We start from the raw sequence: 15943 nt of genomic DNA, 5'->3' as shown, positions 1-15943 counted from the left end.
CCGGTCCTCCCGGCGGACAAGAAAACTGTCACCCATCTAATCAGTCCATTCTGTTACCTATCTATCCGGTTCGGACAGCCGGGCATTTCTCCCCGTATAGCGACGGGGAGAAAGGGGCCATCGTTGACCGCCACGCCCCCTCTGTAACGTTGCCGATTGGCGAAATCCTCGGCGAAAGCGCCCTTCTCCCCGTCACTATACGGGGAGAAGATGCCGGCAGGCAGATGAGGGGCGGCGCAGACGTCGGCAATTGGCGTGACGGCTCAAGCCGCCAGCAGCGACTTCAGCTTGACCGCCTGTGATCCCAGCGCTTCCGGCGCCGGTTTCGCGTGCTTGCCGATCAGCATTTCGGCCAGCCTGATATCGCGGGCGACCGCGTTGCCGGGGCCGATGCCGCTGGCCGCCGCCAGCCTGCCGTCTTGCGCCAAATGGAAGAGAATGAAGGCGCCATCGCCGAGGTCGCGGCGCACGGTGCTGCTGCCTTCGTCGGACAGCCCGGCGATCTGCAGGGACAGACCATATTGATCCGACCAGAACCACGGCACCGCCGCATGCGCCTCGCCGGCACCGAGCATGTTCCTGGCCGCCAGCGCGCCCTGTTCCTGGGCGTTGCGCCAGGCTTCCAGCCGCACCCGACGGCCGCCATAGACGGCGAGCGGAAACGAGCAGCAATCGCCTGCGGCATAGATGTCGGGATCGCTGCTGCGCAATTGCGCATCGACAGCGATGCCGTTGTCGATCGCCAGGCCGGCTTCGGCCGCAAGCCCGGTCACCGGCACGGCGCCGATGCCGATGATCGCGAGGTCGGCGACGATTTCCCGGCCGCCGGCAAGCGCTATGCGCACCTTGTTGCCGTCGTCGGCGATGGACGCGATGCCATCCCCGCACAGGATATCAACGCCCTCGGCGACATGCGCGTCATGGATGATTTCGGCGATCTCCGCCGGCACGCCGCGCATCAGGATGCGCGGCTGCGCCTCGATAACGGTGACCGCAGCGCCTAGCTTGCGTGCCGCGGCGGCAAGTTCGAGGCCGATGAAACCGCCGCCGATGATGGCGATACGGTTGCCGGGGGTGAGATGCGCGCGAATCGCGAGCGCGTCGGCGAAGGTCCTGAGATAGACGCAGTGCGCGCCAAGGCCGGGCATCGGCAGCTTGCGCGGCATCGAACCCGTTGCCAGCAGGAGCTTTTCGTAAGGCAGGACCGATCCGTCCGACAGGCGCACCGCATGCGCCGCCCGATCGATCGCCACGGCCTGGACGGAATGGATATGCCGGATCGATTTCTCGGCCAGAATGGCGTCGCTGGCGATCGCCTTGATCTCGGGCGCATCGCTGGCCATCGCCTCCTTGGACAGAGGCGGGCGCTCATAGGGCAGATGCGGCTCATCGCCGACCAGCGTCACCGGCCCCCGATAATCGAGGTCGCGCAGCGCCAATGCCGCCCGCCCGCCGCATTCGCCGGCGCCGATGATGAGCATCCCCCCCGCCATGTCAGTCATCCGATCTGGATCAGGACTTTGCCGGCGTCGACCTTGACCGGGTAGGTCTTCAGATTGACGCAGACCGGGGCACCGCGGGCATCACCCGTCTTGTAGTTGAAGCGGCCATTGTGCTTGGGGCATTCGATGATGTCGTCCATCACCAGCCCGTCGGCCAGGTGCACCTTTTCATGCGTGCAGAGGCCGTCGGTGGCGAAGAACTCGTCGTCGGGGCTGCGATAGATGGCGAAGGTGCGGCCGCCATGGTCGAAGCGCATCACATCCTCCTCGTCTATGTCGCCGGTGGCGCAGGCCTCGACCCAGTCGCTCATTCAAGTCCTCCCAAAAGCAAATCCAGGAAAAGTGCGCAGCGGTTTTCCGCCCGGAATTGCGTTAAAATAAACAGTCTAGATCGGATGGAAGCACGATCATTCCGCCGCGGCGGCGATAGTGTCGTTGTGGAATTCTTCGCGATATGGCCGTGCGGTCGGCGGCAGCTCGCGCTTGAGGAAATAGTCCTCGTTGCGCAGCTGGCGCAGGAAGACCGGGATCATTTCGCGATAGCCGGCCAGGATCGACGGTGTCGGTTCCGGCAGATCGTGCTTGATCAATTCGTGCAGCCTCGGCAGCGCATGGTAGGGCACCATCGGGAACATGTGATGCTCGACATGGTAGTTCATGTTCCAGTAGATGAAGCGGCTGATCGGGTTCATGTAGACGGTGCGGCTGTTCAGCCTGTGGTCGGTGACGTTGTCGGCCAGGCCGCCATGCTGCAGCAGCCCGACCATGACATGGTGCCAGGCGCCGTAGAGCCTGGGCAGGCCGACCAGCATCAGCGGCAGGAACGAACCGGTGTAGAGCGCCAGCCCGACGGTGGCGGCATAGATCGCCGTCCAGATGCGGGCGACGCGGATCGCCTTGGGCTGTTCCTGTTCGGGAATGAAGGTCTTTTCGGCGGCGCTGATGTTGCCGGCGGCGTTGCGCAGCATGTCTGACATCGCATGCCAGGCATCGAGCACGCCAACGAAGCCCAGCATGGCGCGAACCAGATCGGGCGGCCGCATGACCGAGATTTCCGGGTCGCGGCCGACGATGACGGTGTCGGTGTGGTGGCGCGTGTGGCTCCAGCGCCAGGTCACCGGATTGCGCATGATCATGAAGCAGGCGATCTGATAGACCGCATCGTTCATCCATTGCGTCCGGAAAGCGGTGCCGTGGCCGCATTCGTGCCAACGCGAATCCGTCGAGGAGCCGTAGAGGACGCCATAGACGAAGAAGAACGGCACGCACCACCATGTGCCCCAGAACCAGGCGCCGCCGGCCCCGCTGACGATCAGCGCGGCGAACCAGATTGCCGTATCGCGGATCGCCGGCCCGTCGGAGCGCTGCATCAGCTCCTTCATCTGCTTGCGCGGTATGTCGGTGTGATACCACTCGGCCGCCGACAGGCCGGTCTCGACGGCGAGCTTGGCATCGCGGCCGATCAGGCTGTAGTCACGCCGGGACGGCGCAGTGGACATGATTGCCTCCCTCGGCAAAGGCATCCGCCAAGGCGAATGCCATGAATTCCTTTGGCTTCTAGCGTCAAAGTAACGCCGACCGATGATGGACTCAACATCATAAAGATAGTTTCTATCATTTCCCATCAGGATGCTGTACGAAGGCTCAAGCAAATCCGACGGGGCAAGCATGGTGAAGCGGCCGACCATATCTGATCTGGCGCGCATCTCGGGCGTCAGTGTCGCTACCGTCGACCGCGTGCTGAACAACCGGCTGCCGGTGCGCGAGGAGACAGCGCGCCGCGTCTACGAGACCGCTACCGATATCGGCTACCACGCCGCCGGCCTTATCAAGCAGCGCATGCGCCAGGAATTGCCGGAGTACCGGCTGGGCTTCCTGCTGCTGCGGGGCAATGATGCCTTCTACGGCGACTTCGCGCGGGAACTCGAACTGGCCATCTCGCGATCGCAGCGCTTCCGCGGCGTTGCGACCATCGATTTCGCCAGCTCCCTGGCTCCCGACGAGATCGCCTCGCAGATGCGCAGGCTGGCGGCGAAATCGAGGGCCATCGCCGTTGTCGGTCCGGACCATCCGACCCTGACAGCGGTCGTGGAAACCTTGAAGGCGAGAGGGCAGCCGGTCTTTTCGGTGCTGTCCGACTTTGCCGCCGGCATCCGGGAGGGCTATATCGGCCTCGACAACCGCAAGGTCGGGCGCACCGCCGCATGGATGATCTCCAAAGCAGCCAAGCGGCCCGGCAAGGTCGCCCTCTTCGTCGGCAGCCACCGCTTCCATGGCCATGAGCTGCGCGAGATCGGCTTTCGCTCCTTCTTCCGCGAGCATGCGCCGGAGTTCAGCGTGCTTGAAACGCTGGTCAATCTGGAAGCCAACCAGGTGACCCATGACGCGATGATCGATCTTCTGGCGCGTTATCCGGATCTTGCCGGCTGCTACGTCGCCGGCGGCGGCATGGAAGGCGCGGTCTCGGCACTGCGGGCAGCGAAGCCCGCGACCATGCCGGTGGTCGTCTGCAACGAGATCAACGCCGAATCGCGCGCGGCACTCGCCGACAACATCCTCACCATGGTGATCTCGACTCCGCTCTCCGCTTTGTGCCGTGAGCTTGTCGACCTGATGGCGCATGCCATCGAGACCGGCGCCGCCAACGCTCCGGGCCAGAGCTTCCTGCCCTTCGACATCTATCTGCCGGAAAACATCTAGCCCGCCGCCGCGCAAGGCCGCCGAGGCAAATGATAGAATCCATCAGAGCGAGGCGTAAATCGCCCCGCAGGCCGCGGAATCGCCCTTGACGCCCCGATGTGAAATGGAATAAATATTTCATCATCTGTGTATTTTGGTTCTTTCGTTCCGGAATATCTGTTTCAAACGGAGGGTTTGACGTTCCAGCCAGGAGGCAGGCGTCACCCGGAACAGAAGAGACATCAGGGAGAGATTCCCCGGGGAGATCGGGGATTCCGGATAAATCGGTGAAACCGGACACCAATATGTGGAGGAGAAACACAATGAAGAAATTGATTTTGGGCGTCGCCTTCGCGGCGCTGATGAGCTCATCCGCCATGGCCGCCAAGGTTGGCGTGTCGATGGCCAAGTTCGACGACAACTTCCTGACCGTGCTGCGCAACGGCATGATCGAACAGGCCAAGGGCATGAGCGGCGTCGAGCTGCAGGTCGAGGACGCACAGAACGACGTTGCCAAGCAGCTCGACCAGATCAAGAACTTCGCCGCCTCGGGCGTCGATGCCATCATCGTCAACCCGGTCGACACTTCGGCCACGCAGGCGATGTCGGATGCAGCCGCCGCAGCCAAGATCCCGCTGGTCTATGTCAACCGCGAGCCGGTCAATGTCGACAAGCTGCCTGACAACCAGGCCTTCGTCGCCTCGAACGAAGCCGATTCCGGCACGCTCGAGACCAAGGAAGTCTGCCGCCTGTTCAAGGAAGCCGGCAAGAAGGAAGCCAATGTCTATGTGATCATGGGCGAGCTTTCCAACCAGGCCGCCGTGCAGCGCACCAAGGACATCGACGATGTGATTGCGACGCCGGAGTGCAGCTTCATCAAGATCATCGACAAGCAGACGTCGAACTGGAACCGCGACGAGGCGCAGAACCTGATGACCAACTGGCTGTCGACCGGCAAGCCGTTCGACGGCGTCATCGCCAACAATGACGAAAGCGCCATCGGCGCCATCCAGGCGATGAAGGCCGGCAACATCGACATGAAGGCGGTTGTCGTCGGCGGCGTCGATGCCACCCAGGACGCGCTGGCGGCCATGCAGGCGGGCGACCTCGACGTAACCGTGTTCCAGGACGCCGCCGGCCAGGGCGCCGGCGCTCTCGATGCGGCGCTCAAGCTCGCCAAAGGCGAGAAGGTCGAGCACAAGGTCTACGTGCCCTTCCAGCTGGTGACGCCAGCCAACATCGACAAGTTCCTGAAGAAGAACTGAGCCGCCAACGGTTCGATACGGAGCGGCGCTCTCGATCAAGACAGCGCCGCTCCCCTCTCTCCCTCAGCGCCGCAGGCGCGAGGGCGACCGCGGCTGATGGAGGACAGAATACGTGGCACAGACATCTCATGGCGTCGGCGGCGTCGGTTATGATGCGAGGAAGCGCACATGGCCGGCCGAGTTCAATGTTTTCCTGGCACTGGTCATTCTCGTCGTCATCTTCGAACTGATCGGCCGCATCTTTCTGGGCGACAGCTTCCTGTTCAACACACGCAGCGACGTCGGCGGCATCTTCAACGAAGCGCGCCTGCAGATCATCATCCTGCAGGTGTCGATCGTCGGCATCATCGCCATCGGCGTGACGCAAGTGATCATCACCGGCGGCATCGACCTGTCCTCGGGCTCGATCGTCGGCGCGACCGCCATGATCGCCATGAGCTTCGCCCAGGTGGCCACGGTCAACGGCAACCCCAATCCCAAGGCGATGTTCCTGGCGCAAGGCTGGACCGACCTGCCTGTCATCGTGCCGCTGCTGGTGGCGATCGCCTGCGGCCTGTTTGCCGGCCTGGTCAATGGCGCGCTGATCGCCTACACGCGCATTCCGCCGTTCATCGCCACGCTCGGCATGATGGTGACCGCGCGCGGCATCGCCAAATGGTGGTCCAAGGGCCAGCCGATCTCGTTTCCCACCGAGAGTTTCGCCGGCATCGGCAAAGGCCTGATGCCCGTCGTCATCTTCCTGTCGCTGGCCATCCTGTTCCAGCTGATCATGACCTACACCAGGTACGGCAAGCACTGTTACGCGATCGGCTCCAACGAGGACGCCGCGCGCATGTCCGGCATCAAGATCGCCAACCACAAGATCCTGGTCTACGTCATCGCCGGCATTCTCGCCGCGCTCGCCGCCGTGGTGCTGAGTTCCAAGAACCTGACCGCGCAGTCCGGCATGGGCGTGATGTACGAGCTCGACGCCATCGCCATGGCGGTCATCGGCGGCGTCTCGCTGTCGGGCGGCCGCGGCTCGATCATCGGCACGGTGATCGGCTCGCTGATCTTCGGCGTCATCATCTCCGGCTTCACCTTCCTGCGCCTCGACGCCTACTACCAGGAGATGGTCAAGGGTGTGATCATCGTCGGTGCGGTGGTTCTCGACCAGTGGCGCCAACGCCTGCGGGCAATGAGGGCATGACCATGTCAGACATCGTCCTGAAGACCGAAAACCTGACCAAGCGCTATGGCGGCGTGCATGCGCTTGAAGGCGCGAACTTCGAGCTGCGCAAGGGCGAGCATGTCGCCATCATGGGCGACAACGGCGCCGGCAAGTCGACCTTCGTGCGCCAGATCACCGGCGTCGAGCAGCGCACCAGCGGCCAGATCTGGTTCGACGGCAAGGAAGTGAACTTTGCCGGGCCGATCGAGGCCCGCACGGCGGGCATCGAGACCGTGTTCCAGAACCTGGCGCTGGCCGACGATCTCGACGTGCCGTCGAACCTGTTCCTCGGGCGCGAGAAGGTGCTGTTCAACCTCGGCCCGTTCTCGATCCTCGACCGCAAGTACATGCGCAAGGCGACCGAGGCGGCGCTCGTCCGCACGGCGGTGAAGATCCCCAATTTGTCCAACACCATCCGCCACATGTCGGGCGGCCAGCGCCAGTGCGTGGCGATCGCCCGGACGGCAACGTTCGCCTCCAAGCTGATCATCATGGACGAGCCAACGGCCGCCCTTGGCGTGCAGGAGACCGCGCAGGTCGAAAACATCGTCCGTACGCTCAAGGACAATGGCGAGCCGCTGATCCTGATCAGCCACAATATGCGCCAGGTGTTCGATCTCTGCGACCGTATCGTCGTGTTCCGGCGCGGCCGCATCGTCGCCAATCTGCGCAAGGAGAACACCGACGGAAACGACATCGTCTCCTACATCACCGGCGCCAAGACCGGAGAGGCGGAACTCGCGGCCTAAAACAGGATGATCACCCTGTTTTAAGGTATGCGTGCGTGAAGTAATCTTGCCCCCTTCCTCAGGGAAGGTGCGGACACAACTCTCTCAAACCCATCCCCTAGAGGAAATACCCATGACCGTTCGCTTCGCTCTCCTCGGTGCCGGCCGCATCGGCAAGGTCCACGCCCGCGCCGTCGGCTCCAACCCGCAGGCCAAACTGGTTGCCGTTGCCGATGCGTTCGAGAAGGCCGCCAAAGAGCTGGCGAGCGCCTATGGCGCCGAGGTGCGCAGCATCGAGGATATCGAGAAAGCCGGTGATATCGACGCCGTCGTCATCTGCACGCCGACCGACACCCATGCCGATCTGATCGAGCGCTTCGCCAAGGCCGGCAAGGCGATCTTCTGCGAGAAGCCGATCGACCTCAACGTCAAGCGCGTCGAGAAGTGCCTGGCCGTGGTCGAGAAGACCAAGGCGACGCTGATGGTCGGCTTCAACCGCCGCTTCGATCCGCATTTCGCCGCCGTACGCAAGGCGATTGACGACGGCGCCATCGGCACCGTCGAGATGGTCACCATCACCTCGCGCGATCCCGGCGCGCCACCGATCGACTACATCAAGCGTTCGGGCGGCATTTTTCGCGACATGACCATCCATGATTTCGACATGGCGCGCTTCCTGCTCGGCGAAGAGGTCGTGGCGGTCAGCGCCCATGCCTCGGTGCTGGTCGACAAGAAGATCGGTGCTGCCGGCGATTTCGATAGCGTCAGCGTCATCCTGGAAACCGCTTCCGGCAAGCAGGCGGTCATCTCCAACTCGCGCCGCGCCACCTATGGCTACGACCAGCGCATCGAGGTGCATGGCTCGAAAGGCATGGTCGCGGCCGAGAACCAGCGCCCGGTGTCGATCGAACTGGCCAACGAGAAGGGCTATACCCGCCCGCCGCTGCACGACTTCTTCATGACCCGCTATCTCGACGCCTACGCCATTGAGATCGCCGCGTTCATCACGGCCGCGACCTCGGGCAAGAAAGCGTCGCCGAGCGGTGCGGATGGGCTGGTGGCGCTGAAGCTGGCCGACGCGGCGCTGAAATCAGCAACGACCGGCAAGACCGTCCGTCTCGACAAGTAAGAACCGGAAACTAGGGTACAGGGAGCCGAGCGATGAGCACATCCGCCGATCGCAATTCGAAGACGCGCGCCATCGTCACAGGTGGCGCCCAGGGGATCGGCTTTGCCGTCGCCGAAGCTCTGGCCGAGGAAGGTTGCCGGGCACTGGCGCTCATCGGCCGTTCGCAGGAGAAGGGCGACAAGGCCGTCGCCCATTTCAGGAGAGCCGGCGTCGACGCGATCTTCATCAGCGCCGACGTCTCTAAAGTGGCCGACTGCAAGCGGGCGGTCGCCACCGCGATCTCGCATTTCGGCACCATCAACGCCCTGGTCAACGCCGCCGCGACATCGGCGCGCGGTTCGCTGGTCGAAACCTCCGAGGAGCTTTTCGACACCATCTTCGACACCAATGTGCGCGGCCCGTTTTTCCTGATGCAAGGCGTGGTGGCGCATCTCCTGGAAAAGAAGGCACCAGGCTCGATCGTCAACGTGCTGTCGATGTCGGCGCATACCGGCCAGTCGTTCCTGACGCCCTATTCGACCAGCAAGGGCGCGCTGATGACGCTGACCAAGAACGTCGCCAACGCCTATCGTCACAACCGCATCCGCTGCAATGCGGTGCTGCCGGGCTGGATGGACACGGAGGGCGAGGACATCGTGCAGAAGAAATGGCACGATGCGCCGGACGACTGGCTGGCAAAGGCCGAAGCCGCACAGCCGATGGGGCAATTGGTGAAGCCGGACCAGTTGGCGCGGCTGATCAGCTACATGGTCAGCCCGCAGTCCGGCGTCATGACCGGATCGCTGGTCGACTATGACCAGAGCATTGCGGGGTCGTCTCCGGAATAGGGTCAGCCGAATAGCCTCTCGTCCAGAAGCAGCTCGGCCAAGCCTTGGCCGAGCTTGCCCTCGCCAGCGTGACCGGCTCCAGACCAAAAATCGCCAAGGGACCCGAGCTCTGAAAGCCCTCCCTTCCCCTGTTGCCGCCGCATCACCACTCCCATATAGTCAAGATAGTCAGACTGGTCATGGAGGTCGCAATGCTGTCTGCGCCCAAAGAGAATACCAATTGGACGGTCGCCGGGGCAAAAGCCCGGCTCTCGGAGGTTATCGAGCGCGCGCAGTCTTCGCCGCAGACGATCACCAGAAACGGCAAACCAAGCGTGGTTGTCGTCTCGGCCGAGGAATGGCAGCGCAAGACCGCGCGCAAGGGTACGCTTGCGGAGTTCCTGCTGGAGTCGCCGCTGCGCGGCGCCGATATCAACCTTGAGCGTCAGCGCGACGAACCGCGTGATCTGCCGCTGTGAGGCTTCTGCTCGATACGAATGTCCTGTCTGAAGTGACACGACCGGCGCCGGACGCACGCGTTCTGAACTGGCTGGATCGGCTTGATGAGGACCGCTCCTTCATCAGCGTCGTGTCGATCGCCGAGATCCGGCGCGGAGTCGCCCTCATGGATGAGGGTCGGAAACGTGAGGCCCTGGCCGAGTGGCTTGCTCGGGACCTGCCGCAGCGCTTCGAGCAGAGGGTTCTTCCGGTGGACGAACCGGTTGCCTTGGCCTGGGGCGACTTGATGGGCCTTGCAAAACGCAGCGGTCGCGGCCTGTCGTCGATGGACGGCCTGATCGCAGCCACGGCGATTGCGCAGGAGCTTACCTTGGCAACACGCAATACGAAGGATTTCGAAGGTTTTGGAATTGAACTTTTTGATCCCTGGACTGCATGAAGCGCTCGGCGGCGTATGTCTGCATCGGAAACACCATCACTTCGTCATCCACGGGCGGAGCAAGGAGCGTAGCGACGCGGCGCAGACCCGAGGATCCATGCCGCGACTTCCGAGTGCGCGCCACGGTGCAGAATTCTGCTCCGCTGCACTCTATGGTCAAGGTCGCGGCATGGATCCTCGGGTCTCCGCGACGGAGCTACGCTCCTGCTCCGCCCGTGGATGACGAAGGCGGGGAGGCTTCGGCCAATCCCGAATTGTCTCCAATCAGGGCACGTGACAAGCGCCTCCGCATCGACTATATGAGCCTCATGATCAACCTGACCGCCACATATTGGTACTTTAGGAGCTCGCTGGCGGCGGGAGGATTGCGCTCGATCTGAAGATTGCAGCAACAAGATCCGAACAGCCGCCATACCTGGCGGCTTTTTTGTTTCAGCCGGCAGGTTCCCTCTAAATCAAAGAGGAGCATGATGTCGTCCGAAACCGCTTCACACTTTTCGGCATCATGCTCTCGACAGGAGCAGAAAGCCGTGTTGACCACCACAGACGACCTCCGGGTCAAGGAAATCCGAGAACTGAGTACGCCGGACGAGGTGATGCGGGAGATCCCGCGCACTTTGACGGCGACGCGCACCGTCAGCGCATCGCGCAACGCAACCCATGCCATCCTGAACGGCACCGACGACCGGCTGCTCGTCATTGTCGGCCCGTGTTCGATCCACGATCCGGTCGCGGCCGTCGACTATGCCAGCCGTCTGGCGGCGCTGCGCGAGAGCCTGTCGGACCGGCTGGAGATCGTGATGCGGGTCTATTTCGAGAAACCGCGCACGACGGTCGGCTGGAAAGGCCTGATCAACGATCCCGACCTCGACGGCAGCTTCAACATCGACAAGGGGCTGCGAATGGCGCGCAATGTGCTGTCGGCCGTCAACAATCTCGGCCTGCCGGCGGCGACCGAATTCCTCGACATGACCACGCCGCAATACATTGCCGACCTGGTCGCCTGGGGCGCGATCGGCGCGCGCACGACCGAGAGCCAGATCCATCGCGAACTCGCCTCGGGCCTCTCCTGCCCGGTCGGCTTCAAGAACGGCACCGACGGCAATCTGCGCATCGCCGCCGAGGCGGTGAAATCGGCCGCCCAGCCGCATCATTTCATGGCGGTGACCAAGGGCGGACGCAGCGGCATCGCCACGACCACCGGCAATGAGGACTGCCACGTCATCCTGCGCGGCGGCGTTCAGCCCAACTATGACGCGGCGAGCGTCGAAGCCGCCGCTGTGGAACTCGCCCGCATCGGCATTGCGCCCAGGCTGATGATCGATGTCAGCCACGCCAACTCGGCCAAGAAGCCCGAGAACCAGCCCAAGGTCGCGGCAGATGTCGCCGGCCAGGTCGCGGCAGGCGACGAGCGCATCATCGGCCTGATGATCGAGAGCAATCTCGTCGCCGGCCGGCAGGACGTGGTGCCGGGCAAGCCGCTGCTCTATGGCCAGAGCATCACCGATGGCTGCATCGACTGGGCGACCACCGAGACGGTGCTGCACGGCCTTGCCGGCGCCGTCGAGTGGCGCCGCTCGGCACGCCGCGCCATGATCGACAACCGGCAGGGAGCCGCTTGAGCCACTATTGCCGGCCTTTGCCCGGCACGACCCCCACCCTAACCCTCCCCACAAGGGGGAGGGAACGCTGCCGCGCACTCCTACTCGAATCTTGACGTCTGAAAGCCTCGGCAGTTTGCCATTGTCAGCGCCGGCGGGAGTCTCCCTCCCCCTTGTGGGGAGGGGTTAGGGGTGGGGGTCTTCTTCGCAAGAAATCCCTACGCCGCTCTCAGTCCTTCCCATGCGGTAAACACCGACACGGCAAAGAGCAGCAGTCCGGCCGCCCGGCCGGCAAAAATGGTGGCCCGCGGATTGGCGATCAGAAGGTAGCGGCTGCGGCCGGCCGTGATCGCCAGCCCGCCATAGATCGCAGCCTGCGTCACCACGGTCAGCAGCCCCATGATCGTCGCCTGCATCCAGATCGGACCGTAGTCCGGTTTCAGGAACTGCGGGTAGACGGCAAGCACGAACAGGTATGCCTTCGGGTTGATCAGGCAGGTCACAAAACCCTGGCGAAAAGCCTTCCATGCGGAACGGCTGCCGGTGGGTCCGTCCTGGCCGACAGTGATGGAACTGCGCATCAGCGTGATGCCGATAAAGGCCATGTAGGCGGCGCCGGCAAGCAGCAGCGGCCTGAACAGGATCGGCACGAAATGCATCAGCAGGCCGACGCCGATGGCGCCGTTCAGCGTGTGCACCATGCCGCCGACGATGATGCCGCCGGTCGCGGCGAGAGCCCTGTCGCGCCCGCCGGTCAGTGCATTGGCAAGCACGAAGAGCATGTCCATGCCCGGAACGGCGATGATGCCGAACAGCAGGATAAAGAAAAGCCAGAGATTTTCCGCATAGCCCATGTCAGTTGCCTGCCGCCTCGCTCCGCCAAACCGCAGCGGAACCTGTTGATTTTCAATTCGATAGGCGCTCCTATAGGTCAGCCCAACTGACAATGCTGTGTCAGTTGGGCGCGCAACCTGGGGTAAAAAATGCGCAAGGCGTCACGCCTGTTCGAGATCATCCAGATCGTGCGGCTGGCGCGGCAGCCGGTGACGGCGGCAACGATTGCCGAGCGGCTGGAAGTGACGGTGCGCTCGATCTATCGCGACATCGCAGCGTTGCAGGCGATGCGCGTTCCGATCGAAGGGGGCCGCGGCATCGGCTATATCCTGCGCCCCGGCTTCGACCTGCCGCCGCTGATGTTCTCGATCGAGGAGATGGAGGCGATCGTCCTGTCGCTGGCGCTGCTGGAGCGCACCGGAGACAGCGAGCTCAAGCAGGCGGCCAAGCGCGTCAGCGCCAAGATCGCCGGCGCGGTGCCGCCACCCTTGCGGCAGGCATTCGACGCCAATGCGCTGCATGCATGGGGGTTCGCCGCGCCTTCGACCGGCGCGATCGATCTGGCGCTGGTGCGCCGCGCCATCCGCGACGAGGAGAAGCTCGATCTCTCTTATCGCGACGAGATGGGCCGCGCCTCCGAGCGTCTCATTCGCCCGATCGCGCTCATCTACTACGCCGAAACCGCCAACATCGTCGCCTGGTGCGAGCTGCGCCAGGCGATCCGCAATTTCCGCAGCGACCGGATCGAGGATTGCCAGGAGACGGGGCTGCGCTTCAAGGGCGAAGGCGACCGGTTGCGGCAGGTCTGGGTGAGCGGTTGGGAGATCAATGCGGCGGTTGGCGACTGACGCGATTTCCCTTCTCCCCCTTGTGGGAAAAGGTGGATCGGCGCGCAGCGCCGAGACGGATGAGGGGTGTTCCAGCGGAGTGAGACGTTGGTGTTCCCTGGAGCACCCCTCATCCGACCTCGCTTCGCGAGCTCACCTTCTCCCGCAAGGGGAGAAGGTGAGCCGCCGCCTCACCGCACGTCCACCCAGCGCTTTTCCTCAAACGAGCGCGCCATTGCGTGGACGGTGCGCTCGATCTCCAGCCCTTCGGCAAACTCGATGAGCCGCGCCGGCTTGCCGGCAAGCCGCGTCAGCAATTCGTGGCATTCGATGATCTTGAGGTCGTTGAAGCCGAGGCCATGGCCGGGAGCCGGCACGAAGAGGTCATAGGGCTTGTGGTGCGGCGCCACCAGGATGGTGCGGTAGCCCTGTTCGGTCGGACGGTCTGATGTGAGATAGAGCTGGAATTCGTTCGATCGCTCCTGGTCGAACAGGATCGACCCTTTAGAGCCGAAGATCTGGACGGCGATGCGGCCCTTGCGGCCCCAGGCCGAGCGGTTGACCAGCAGCGTGCCGGCAATGCCATTTTCCAGATGCATCAGCACGCTGGCGATGTCGTAGGTTTCGACCGCGCGACGGCCGCCGCTGGCCAGCTTGCGGTCGGCATAGGGTTTGGCCATGTCGCAGATGACACTGGCGACGCGGCCGAACAGGGCTGAGACCAGCGACAGCGGATGCACGGCGAAATCGTCGAGCGCGCCATAGCCTGAAGCTGCTTCGTGCTTCCAGAAGAACAGCGCTTCGGGATCGGCCATGAAGTCCTCGTCCATCTCGATGCGCAGATGGTTGACCTCGCCGATGATCTTCTCGTCGAGCAACGCGCCGATGTGGCGGATGGCCGGGCTCTGGATGTAGTTGTAGCCAAGCGCCGCGACCTTGCCGGACTTTCTCGCCGCCGCAGCCATCGCCTCGGCCTCGGCAAAGCTCGGCGCCATCGGCTTTTCGCACCACAGATGCTTGCCGGCTTCCAGGATGGCGATGGCCATTTCCGGGTGGAACTGGTTGGGCGTGGTCAGCGAGACGATATCGACTTCGGGATCGTTGACGACGGCACGCCAGTCGCCCGACGCCTTGGCGAAACCGAACTCGCCCGCCTTGCGCAGGGCAAGCTCTTCATTGACCTCGCCGAGATGGACGAGCCGTGGCTTGGCAACGTCCGGAAAGACGGCGCCGACGGCACTCCATGCGATGGCGTGACACTTGCCCATGAAACCCGTACCGATGAGACCGACGCCGACCATTTTCCGTTTCTCCACTGCTTTGAGCGCTGCGTGGATGAATTAGTCCATTTTCGCATGGAATGGAATGTCTGCCTCATTTTTTATGGTGTTCTTGCGCAGGCTCGCTATGATGATGCACAGAGGGACGCTTCACGCATGAGCCTGGACAGAGCGACGATGGACGAACGGGTACCTCGCGATTTCGAGACGCTGCGCACCACCATCCTGGAGCGGCGCGAAAGCCTGCCGAAGCGCATCGCCCAGATCGCTGCCCATGCGCTCGACAATCCCGACGATATCGCCTTCGGCACCGCCGCCAGCATCGCCGCTTCGGCCGGCGTGCAGCCTTCGACCCTGATCCGATTTGCCCAGCAGCTTGGCTTCGATGGTTTCACCAGCCTGCAGCAGGTGTTTCGCGAACGGCTGCGCGAGCGCAACTCATCTTATGACGAAAGGCTGCAGGCGCTGCGCGTCAAGGCCGAGGGGGGTGCCGGCCATCGGTCGATCTTCGACGGCTTCGTCGCCGCCGCCAGCACCTCGCTCAACGACATTTCGCGCACGCTGGACGACGCGCATCTGGAAGAGGCCATTTCCCTGCTGGCCAAGGCGGAGACCATCTATGTGCTGGCCAAGCGGCGCTCCTATCCGGTGGCCTCCTACATCGCCTATGCGCTGGGCAAGCTGAAGATCCGCAACCAGCTGATCGAATCGGCGGCCGGGCTGAATGCCGAGATGATCGGCTTCGCCACGCCGGCGGATGCCGTCATCGCCATTTCTTTCTCGCCCTACGCACCGGCCACGATCGAGGAAGCGCGCAGCATTTCGGAACAGGGGGTGCCGATCGTCGCTATCACCGACAGCTCGTTTTCGCCGCTCGCCCAGTTCGCCAAGGTCTGGTTCGAGGTTGCCGAGGCCGATTTCGCCGGCTTCCGCTCGCTGTCGGCGACAATGGCGCTGGCCATGGCGCTGACCGTCGGCGTCGGCGAGAAGCGACGCGACACGGGCCGCAAGCGCAAGGCCTAAACCACCTCCACGACAGCCTCGCCCGCCGCCAACAGCCGGGCTGCGTCGCGCGCGGGCGGCGACCCGAACTGGCGGGCATATTCCCGGCTGAACTGGGAAGCGCTCTCGTAGCCGACGGCGAAGGTGATGCTTGCAACATTGCCTGGCTGGGCAGCCAGAAG

16 protein-coding genes and 1 pseudogene are annotated in these 15943 nt (G+C 63.5%); 11 read left to right on the top strand and 6 right to left on the bottom strand.

Features of this window, described 5'->3' with window-relative positions:
* Nucleotides 1–263 precede the first annotated feature (263 nt).
* From AC0L2U_RS31000 to AC0L2U_RS30990, 3 genes are all read right to left on the bottom strand, one after another.
* Nucleotides 264–1502, bottom strand: a complete 1239-nt coding sequence (locus AC0L2U_RS31000) for an NAD(P)/FAD-dependent oxidoreductase (RefSeq protein WP_189367528.1) — start codon at nt 1500–1502, stop codon at nt 264–266.
* Nucleotides 1499–1813, bottom strand: coding sequence for a Rieske (2Fe-2S) protein (locus tag AC0L2U_RS30995; RefSeq protein ID WP_027161041.1), 315 nt, complete (start codon nt 1811–1813; stop codon nt 1499–1501). Before AC0L2U_RS30995 ends, AC0L2U_RS31000 begins: the two co-directional genes overlap by 4 nt.
* Before the next feature lie 96 nt (nt 1814–1909).
* Entirely contained in the window at nt 1910–3001 is a 1092-nt protein-coding gene (locus tag AC0L2U_RS30990; RefSeq protein ID WP_256746584.1) for a fatty acid desaturase family protein, read from the bottom strand.
* A gap of 169 nt (nt 3002–3170) precedes the next feature.
* Between AC0L2U_RS30990 and AC0L2U_RS30985 the strand changes: the two genes are divergently transcribed.
* The 9 genes from AC0L2U_RS30985 (at nt 3171) to AC0L2U_RS30945 (ending at nt 11839) form a co-directional block, all read left to right on the top strand.
* On the top strand, nt 3171–4202 hold the full coding sequence (locus AC0L2U_RS30985) for a LacI family DNA-binding transcriptional regulator (protein WP_473603183.1): 1032 nt from the start codon (nt 3171–3173) through the stop codon (nt 4200–4202).
* A gap of 302 nt (nt 4203–4504) precedes the next feature.
* Nucleotides 4505–5446 carry a sugar ABC transporter substrate-binding protein gene (locus AC0L2U_RS30980; RefSeq protein ID WP_473603182.1) on the top strand — a complete coding sequence of 314 codons (942 nt, stop codon included), beginning with the start codon at nt 4505–4507 and terminating at the stop codon, nt 5444–5446.
* Between the two features lie 112 nt (nt 5447–5558).
* On the top strand, nt 5559–6635 hold the full coding sequence (locus tag AC0L2U_RS30975) for an ABC transporter permease (RefSeq protein WP_027039989.1): 1077 nt from the start codon (nt 5559–5561) through the stop codon (nt 6633–6635).
* Nucleotides 6636–6637: 2 nt separating this feature from the next.
* On the top strand, nt 6638–7405 hold the full coding sequence (locus tag AC0L2U_RS30970; RefSeq protein WP_023810655.1) for an ATP-binding cassette domain-containing protein: 768 nt from the start codon (nt 6638–6640) through the stop codon (nt 7403–7405).
* Nucleotides 7406–7517: 112 nt separating this feature from the next.
* The gene (gene iolG / locus AC0L2U_RS30965; RefSeq protein ID WP_027039991.1) at nt 7518–8513 is read left to right on the top strand and encodes an inositol 2-dehydrogenase; all 996 of its coding nucleotides are present in this window, start codon (nt 7518–7520) and stop codon (nt 8511–8513) included.
* A gap of 32 nt (nt 8514–8545) precedes the next feature.
* Nucleotides 8546–9340 carry an SDR family oxidoreductase gene (locus AC0L2U_RS30960; protein ID WP_127382806.1) on the top strand — a complete coding sequence of 265 codons (795 nt, stop codon included), beginning with the start codon at nt 8546–8548 and terminating at the stop codon, nt 9338–9340.
* Between the two features lie 191 nt (nt 9341–9531).
* Nucleotides 9532–9798 (top strand): type II toxin-antitoxin system Phd/YefM family antitoxin, encoded by a 267-nt coding sequence (locus tag AC0L2U_RS30955; RefSeq protein WP_127808287.1) that lies wholly within the window; start codon nt 9532–9534, stop codon nt 9796–9798.
* Entirely contained in the window at nt 9795–10217 is a 423-nt protein-coding gene (locus tag AC0L2U_RS30950; RefSeq protein ID WP_127808288.1) for a type II toxin-antitoxin system VapC family toxin, read from the top strand. The genes AC0L2U_RS30955 and AC0L2U_RS30950 overlap by 4 nt, the downstream gene beginning before the upstream one ends.
* Nucleotides 10218–10747: 530 nt before the next feature.
* Nucleotides 10748–11839: a 3-deoxy-7-phosphoheptulonate synthase gene (locus AC0L2U_RS30945; protein WP_473603181.1), complete on the top strand. Its 1092-nt coding sequence runs from the start codon at nt 10748–10750 to the stop codon at nt 11837–11839.
* Between the two features lie 197 nt (nt 11840–12036).
* On the opposite strand, the gene AC0L2U_RS30940 is transcribed toward AC0L2U_RS30945, so the two are convergent.
* Complete coding sequence (locus AC0L2U_RS30940) at nt 12037–12672, bottom strand: LysE family translocator (RefSeq protein WP_127808290.1); 636 nt, start codon at nt 12670–12672, stop codon at nt 12037–12039.
* A 129-nt stretch (nt 12673–12801) separates the two neighbouring features.
* On the opposite strand from AC0L2U_RS30940, the gene AC0L2U_RS30935 reads away from it, so the two are divergent.
* On the top strand, nt 12802–13500 hold the full coding sequence (locus AC0L2U_RS30935) for a helix-turn-helix transcriptional regulator (protein WP_127808291.1): 699 nt from the start codon (nt 12802–12804) through the stop codon (nt 13498–13500).
* Nucleotides 13501–13670: 170 nt separating this feature from the next.
* Here AC0L2U_RS30935 and AC0L2U_RS30930 read toward each other — a convergent pair whose 3' ends face one another.
* Nucleotides 13671–14780: a Gfo/Idh/MocA family protein gene (locus AC0L2U_RS30930; protein ID WP_292140444.1), complete on the bottom strand. Its 1110-nt coding sequence runs from the start codon at nt 14778–14780 to the stop codon at nt 13671–13673.
* A gap of 156 nt (nt 14781–14936) precedes the next feature.
* Here AC0L2U_RS30930 and AC0L2U_RS30925 point away from each other — a divergent pair, with 156 nt between their 5' ends.
* Entirely contained in the window at nt 14937–15782 is an 846-nt protein-coding gene (locus AC0L2U_RS30925) for a MurR/RpiR family transcriptional regulator (protein WP_189367379.1), read from the top strand.
* Here the strand turns inward: AC0L2U_RS30925 and AC0L2U_RS30920 are convergent.
* Nucleotides 15779–15901, bottom strand: a pseudogene (locus AC0L2U_RS30920) (AraC family transcriptional regulator); the annotation flags it as partial. The gene AC0L2U_RS30925 and the pseudogene AC0L2U_RS30920 overlap by 4 nt on opposite strands.
* Nucleotides 15902–15943 lie beyond the last annotated feature (42 nt).

The sequence above is a fragment of the Mesorhizobium sp. WSM4808 genome, assembly GCF_055811675.1.
Note: the sequence above shows the minus strand (reverse complement) of the source record. Positions and strands in the feature narration are given on the sequence as shown.

Excerpts from the sequence above, each read along its gene's own strand:
- AC0L2U_RS31000 (WP_189367528.1), bottom strand. The coding sequence starts at position 1,502 with ATGACTGACATGGCGGGGGGGATGCTCATCATCGGCGCCGGCGAATGC.
- AC0L2U_RS30995 (WP_027161041.1), bottom strand. The coding sequence starts at position 1,813 with ATGAGCGACTGGGTCGAGGCCTGCGCCACCGGCGACATAGACGAGGAG.
- AC0L2U_RS30990 (WP_256746584.1), bottom strand. The coding sequence starts at position 3,001 with ATGTCCACTGCGCCGTCCCGGCGTGACTACAGCCTGATCGGCCGCGAT.
- AC0L2U_RS30985 (WP_473603183.1), top strand. The coding sequence starts at position 3,171 with ATGGTGAAGCGGCCGACCATATCTGATCTGGCGCGCATCTCGGGCGTC.
- AC0L2U_RS30980 (WP_473603182.1), top strand. The coding sequence starts at position 4,505 with ATGAAGAAATTGATTTTGGGCGTCGCCTTCGCGGCGCTGATGAGCTCA.
- AC0L2U_RS30970 (WP_023810655.1), top strand. The coding sequence starts at position 6,638 with ATGTCAGACATCGTCCTGAAGACCGAAAACCTGACCAAGCGCTATGGC.
- iolG (WP_027039991.1), top strand. The coding sequence starts at position 7,518 with ATGACCGTTCGCTTCGCTCTCCTCGGTGCCGGCCGCATCGGCAAGGTC.
- AC0L2U_RS30960 (WP_127382806.1), top strand. The coding sequence starts at position 8,546 with ATGAGCACATCCGCCGATCGCAATTCGAAGACGCGCGCCATCGTCACA.
- AC0L2U_RS30955 (WP_127808287.1), top strand. The coding sequence starts at position 9,532 with ATGCTGTCTGCGCCCAAAGAGAATACCAATTGGACGGTCGCCGGGGCA.
- AC0L2U_RS30940 (WP_127808290.1), bottom strand. The coding sequence starts at position 12,672 with ATGGGCTATGCGGAAAATCTCTGGCTTTTCTTTATCCTGCTGTTCGGC.
- AC0L2U_RS30935 (WP_127808291.1), top strand. The coding sequence starts at position 12,802 with ATGCGCAAGGCGTCACGCCTGTTCGAGATCATCCAGATCGTGCGGCTG.
- AC0L2U_RS30930 (WP_292140444.1), bottom strand. The coding sequence starts at position 14,780 with ATGGTCGGCGTCGGTCTCATCGGTACGGGTTTCATGGGCAAGTGTCAC.
- AC0L2U_RS30925 (WP_189367379.1), top strand. The coding sequence starts at position 14,937 with ATGGACGAACGGGTACCTCGCGATTTCGAGACGCTGCGCACCACCATC.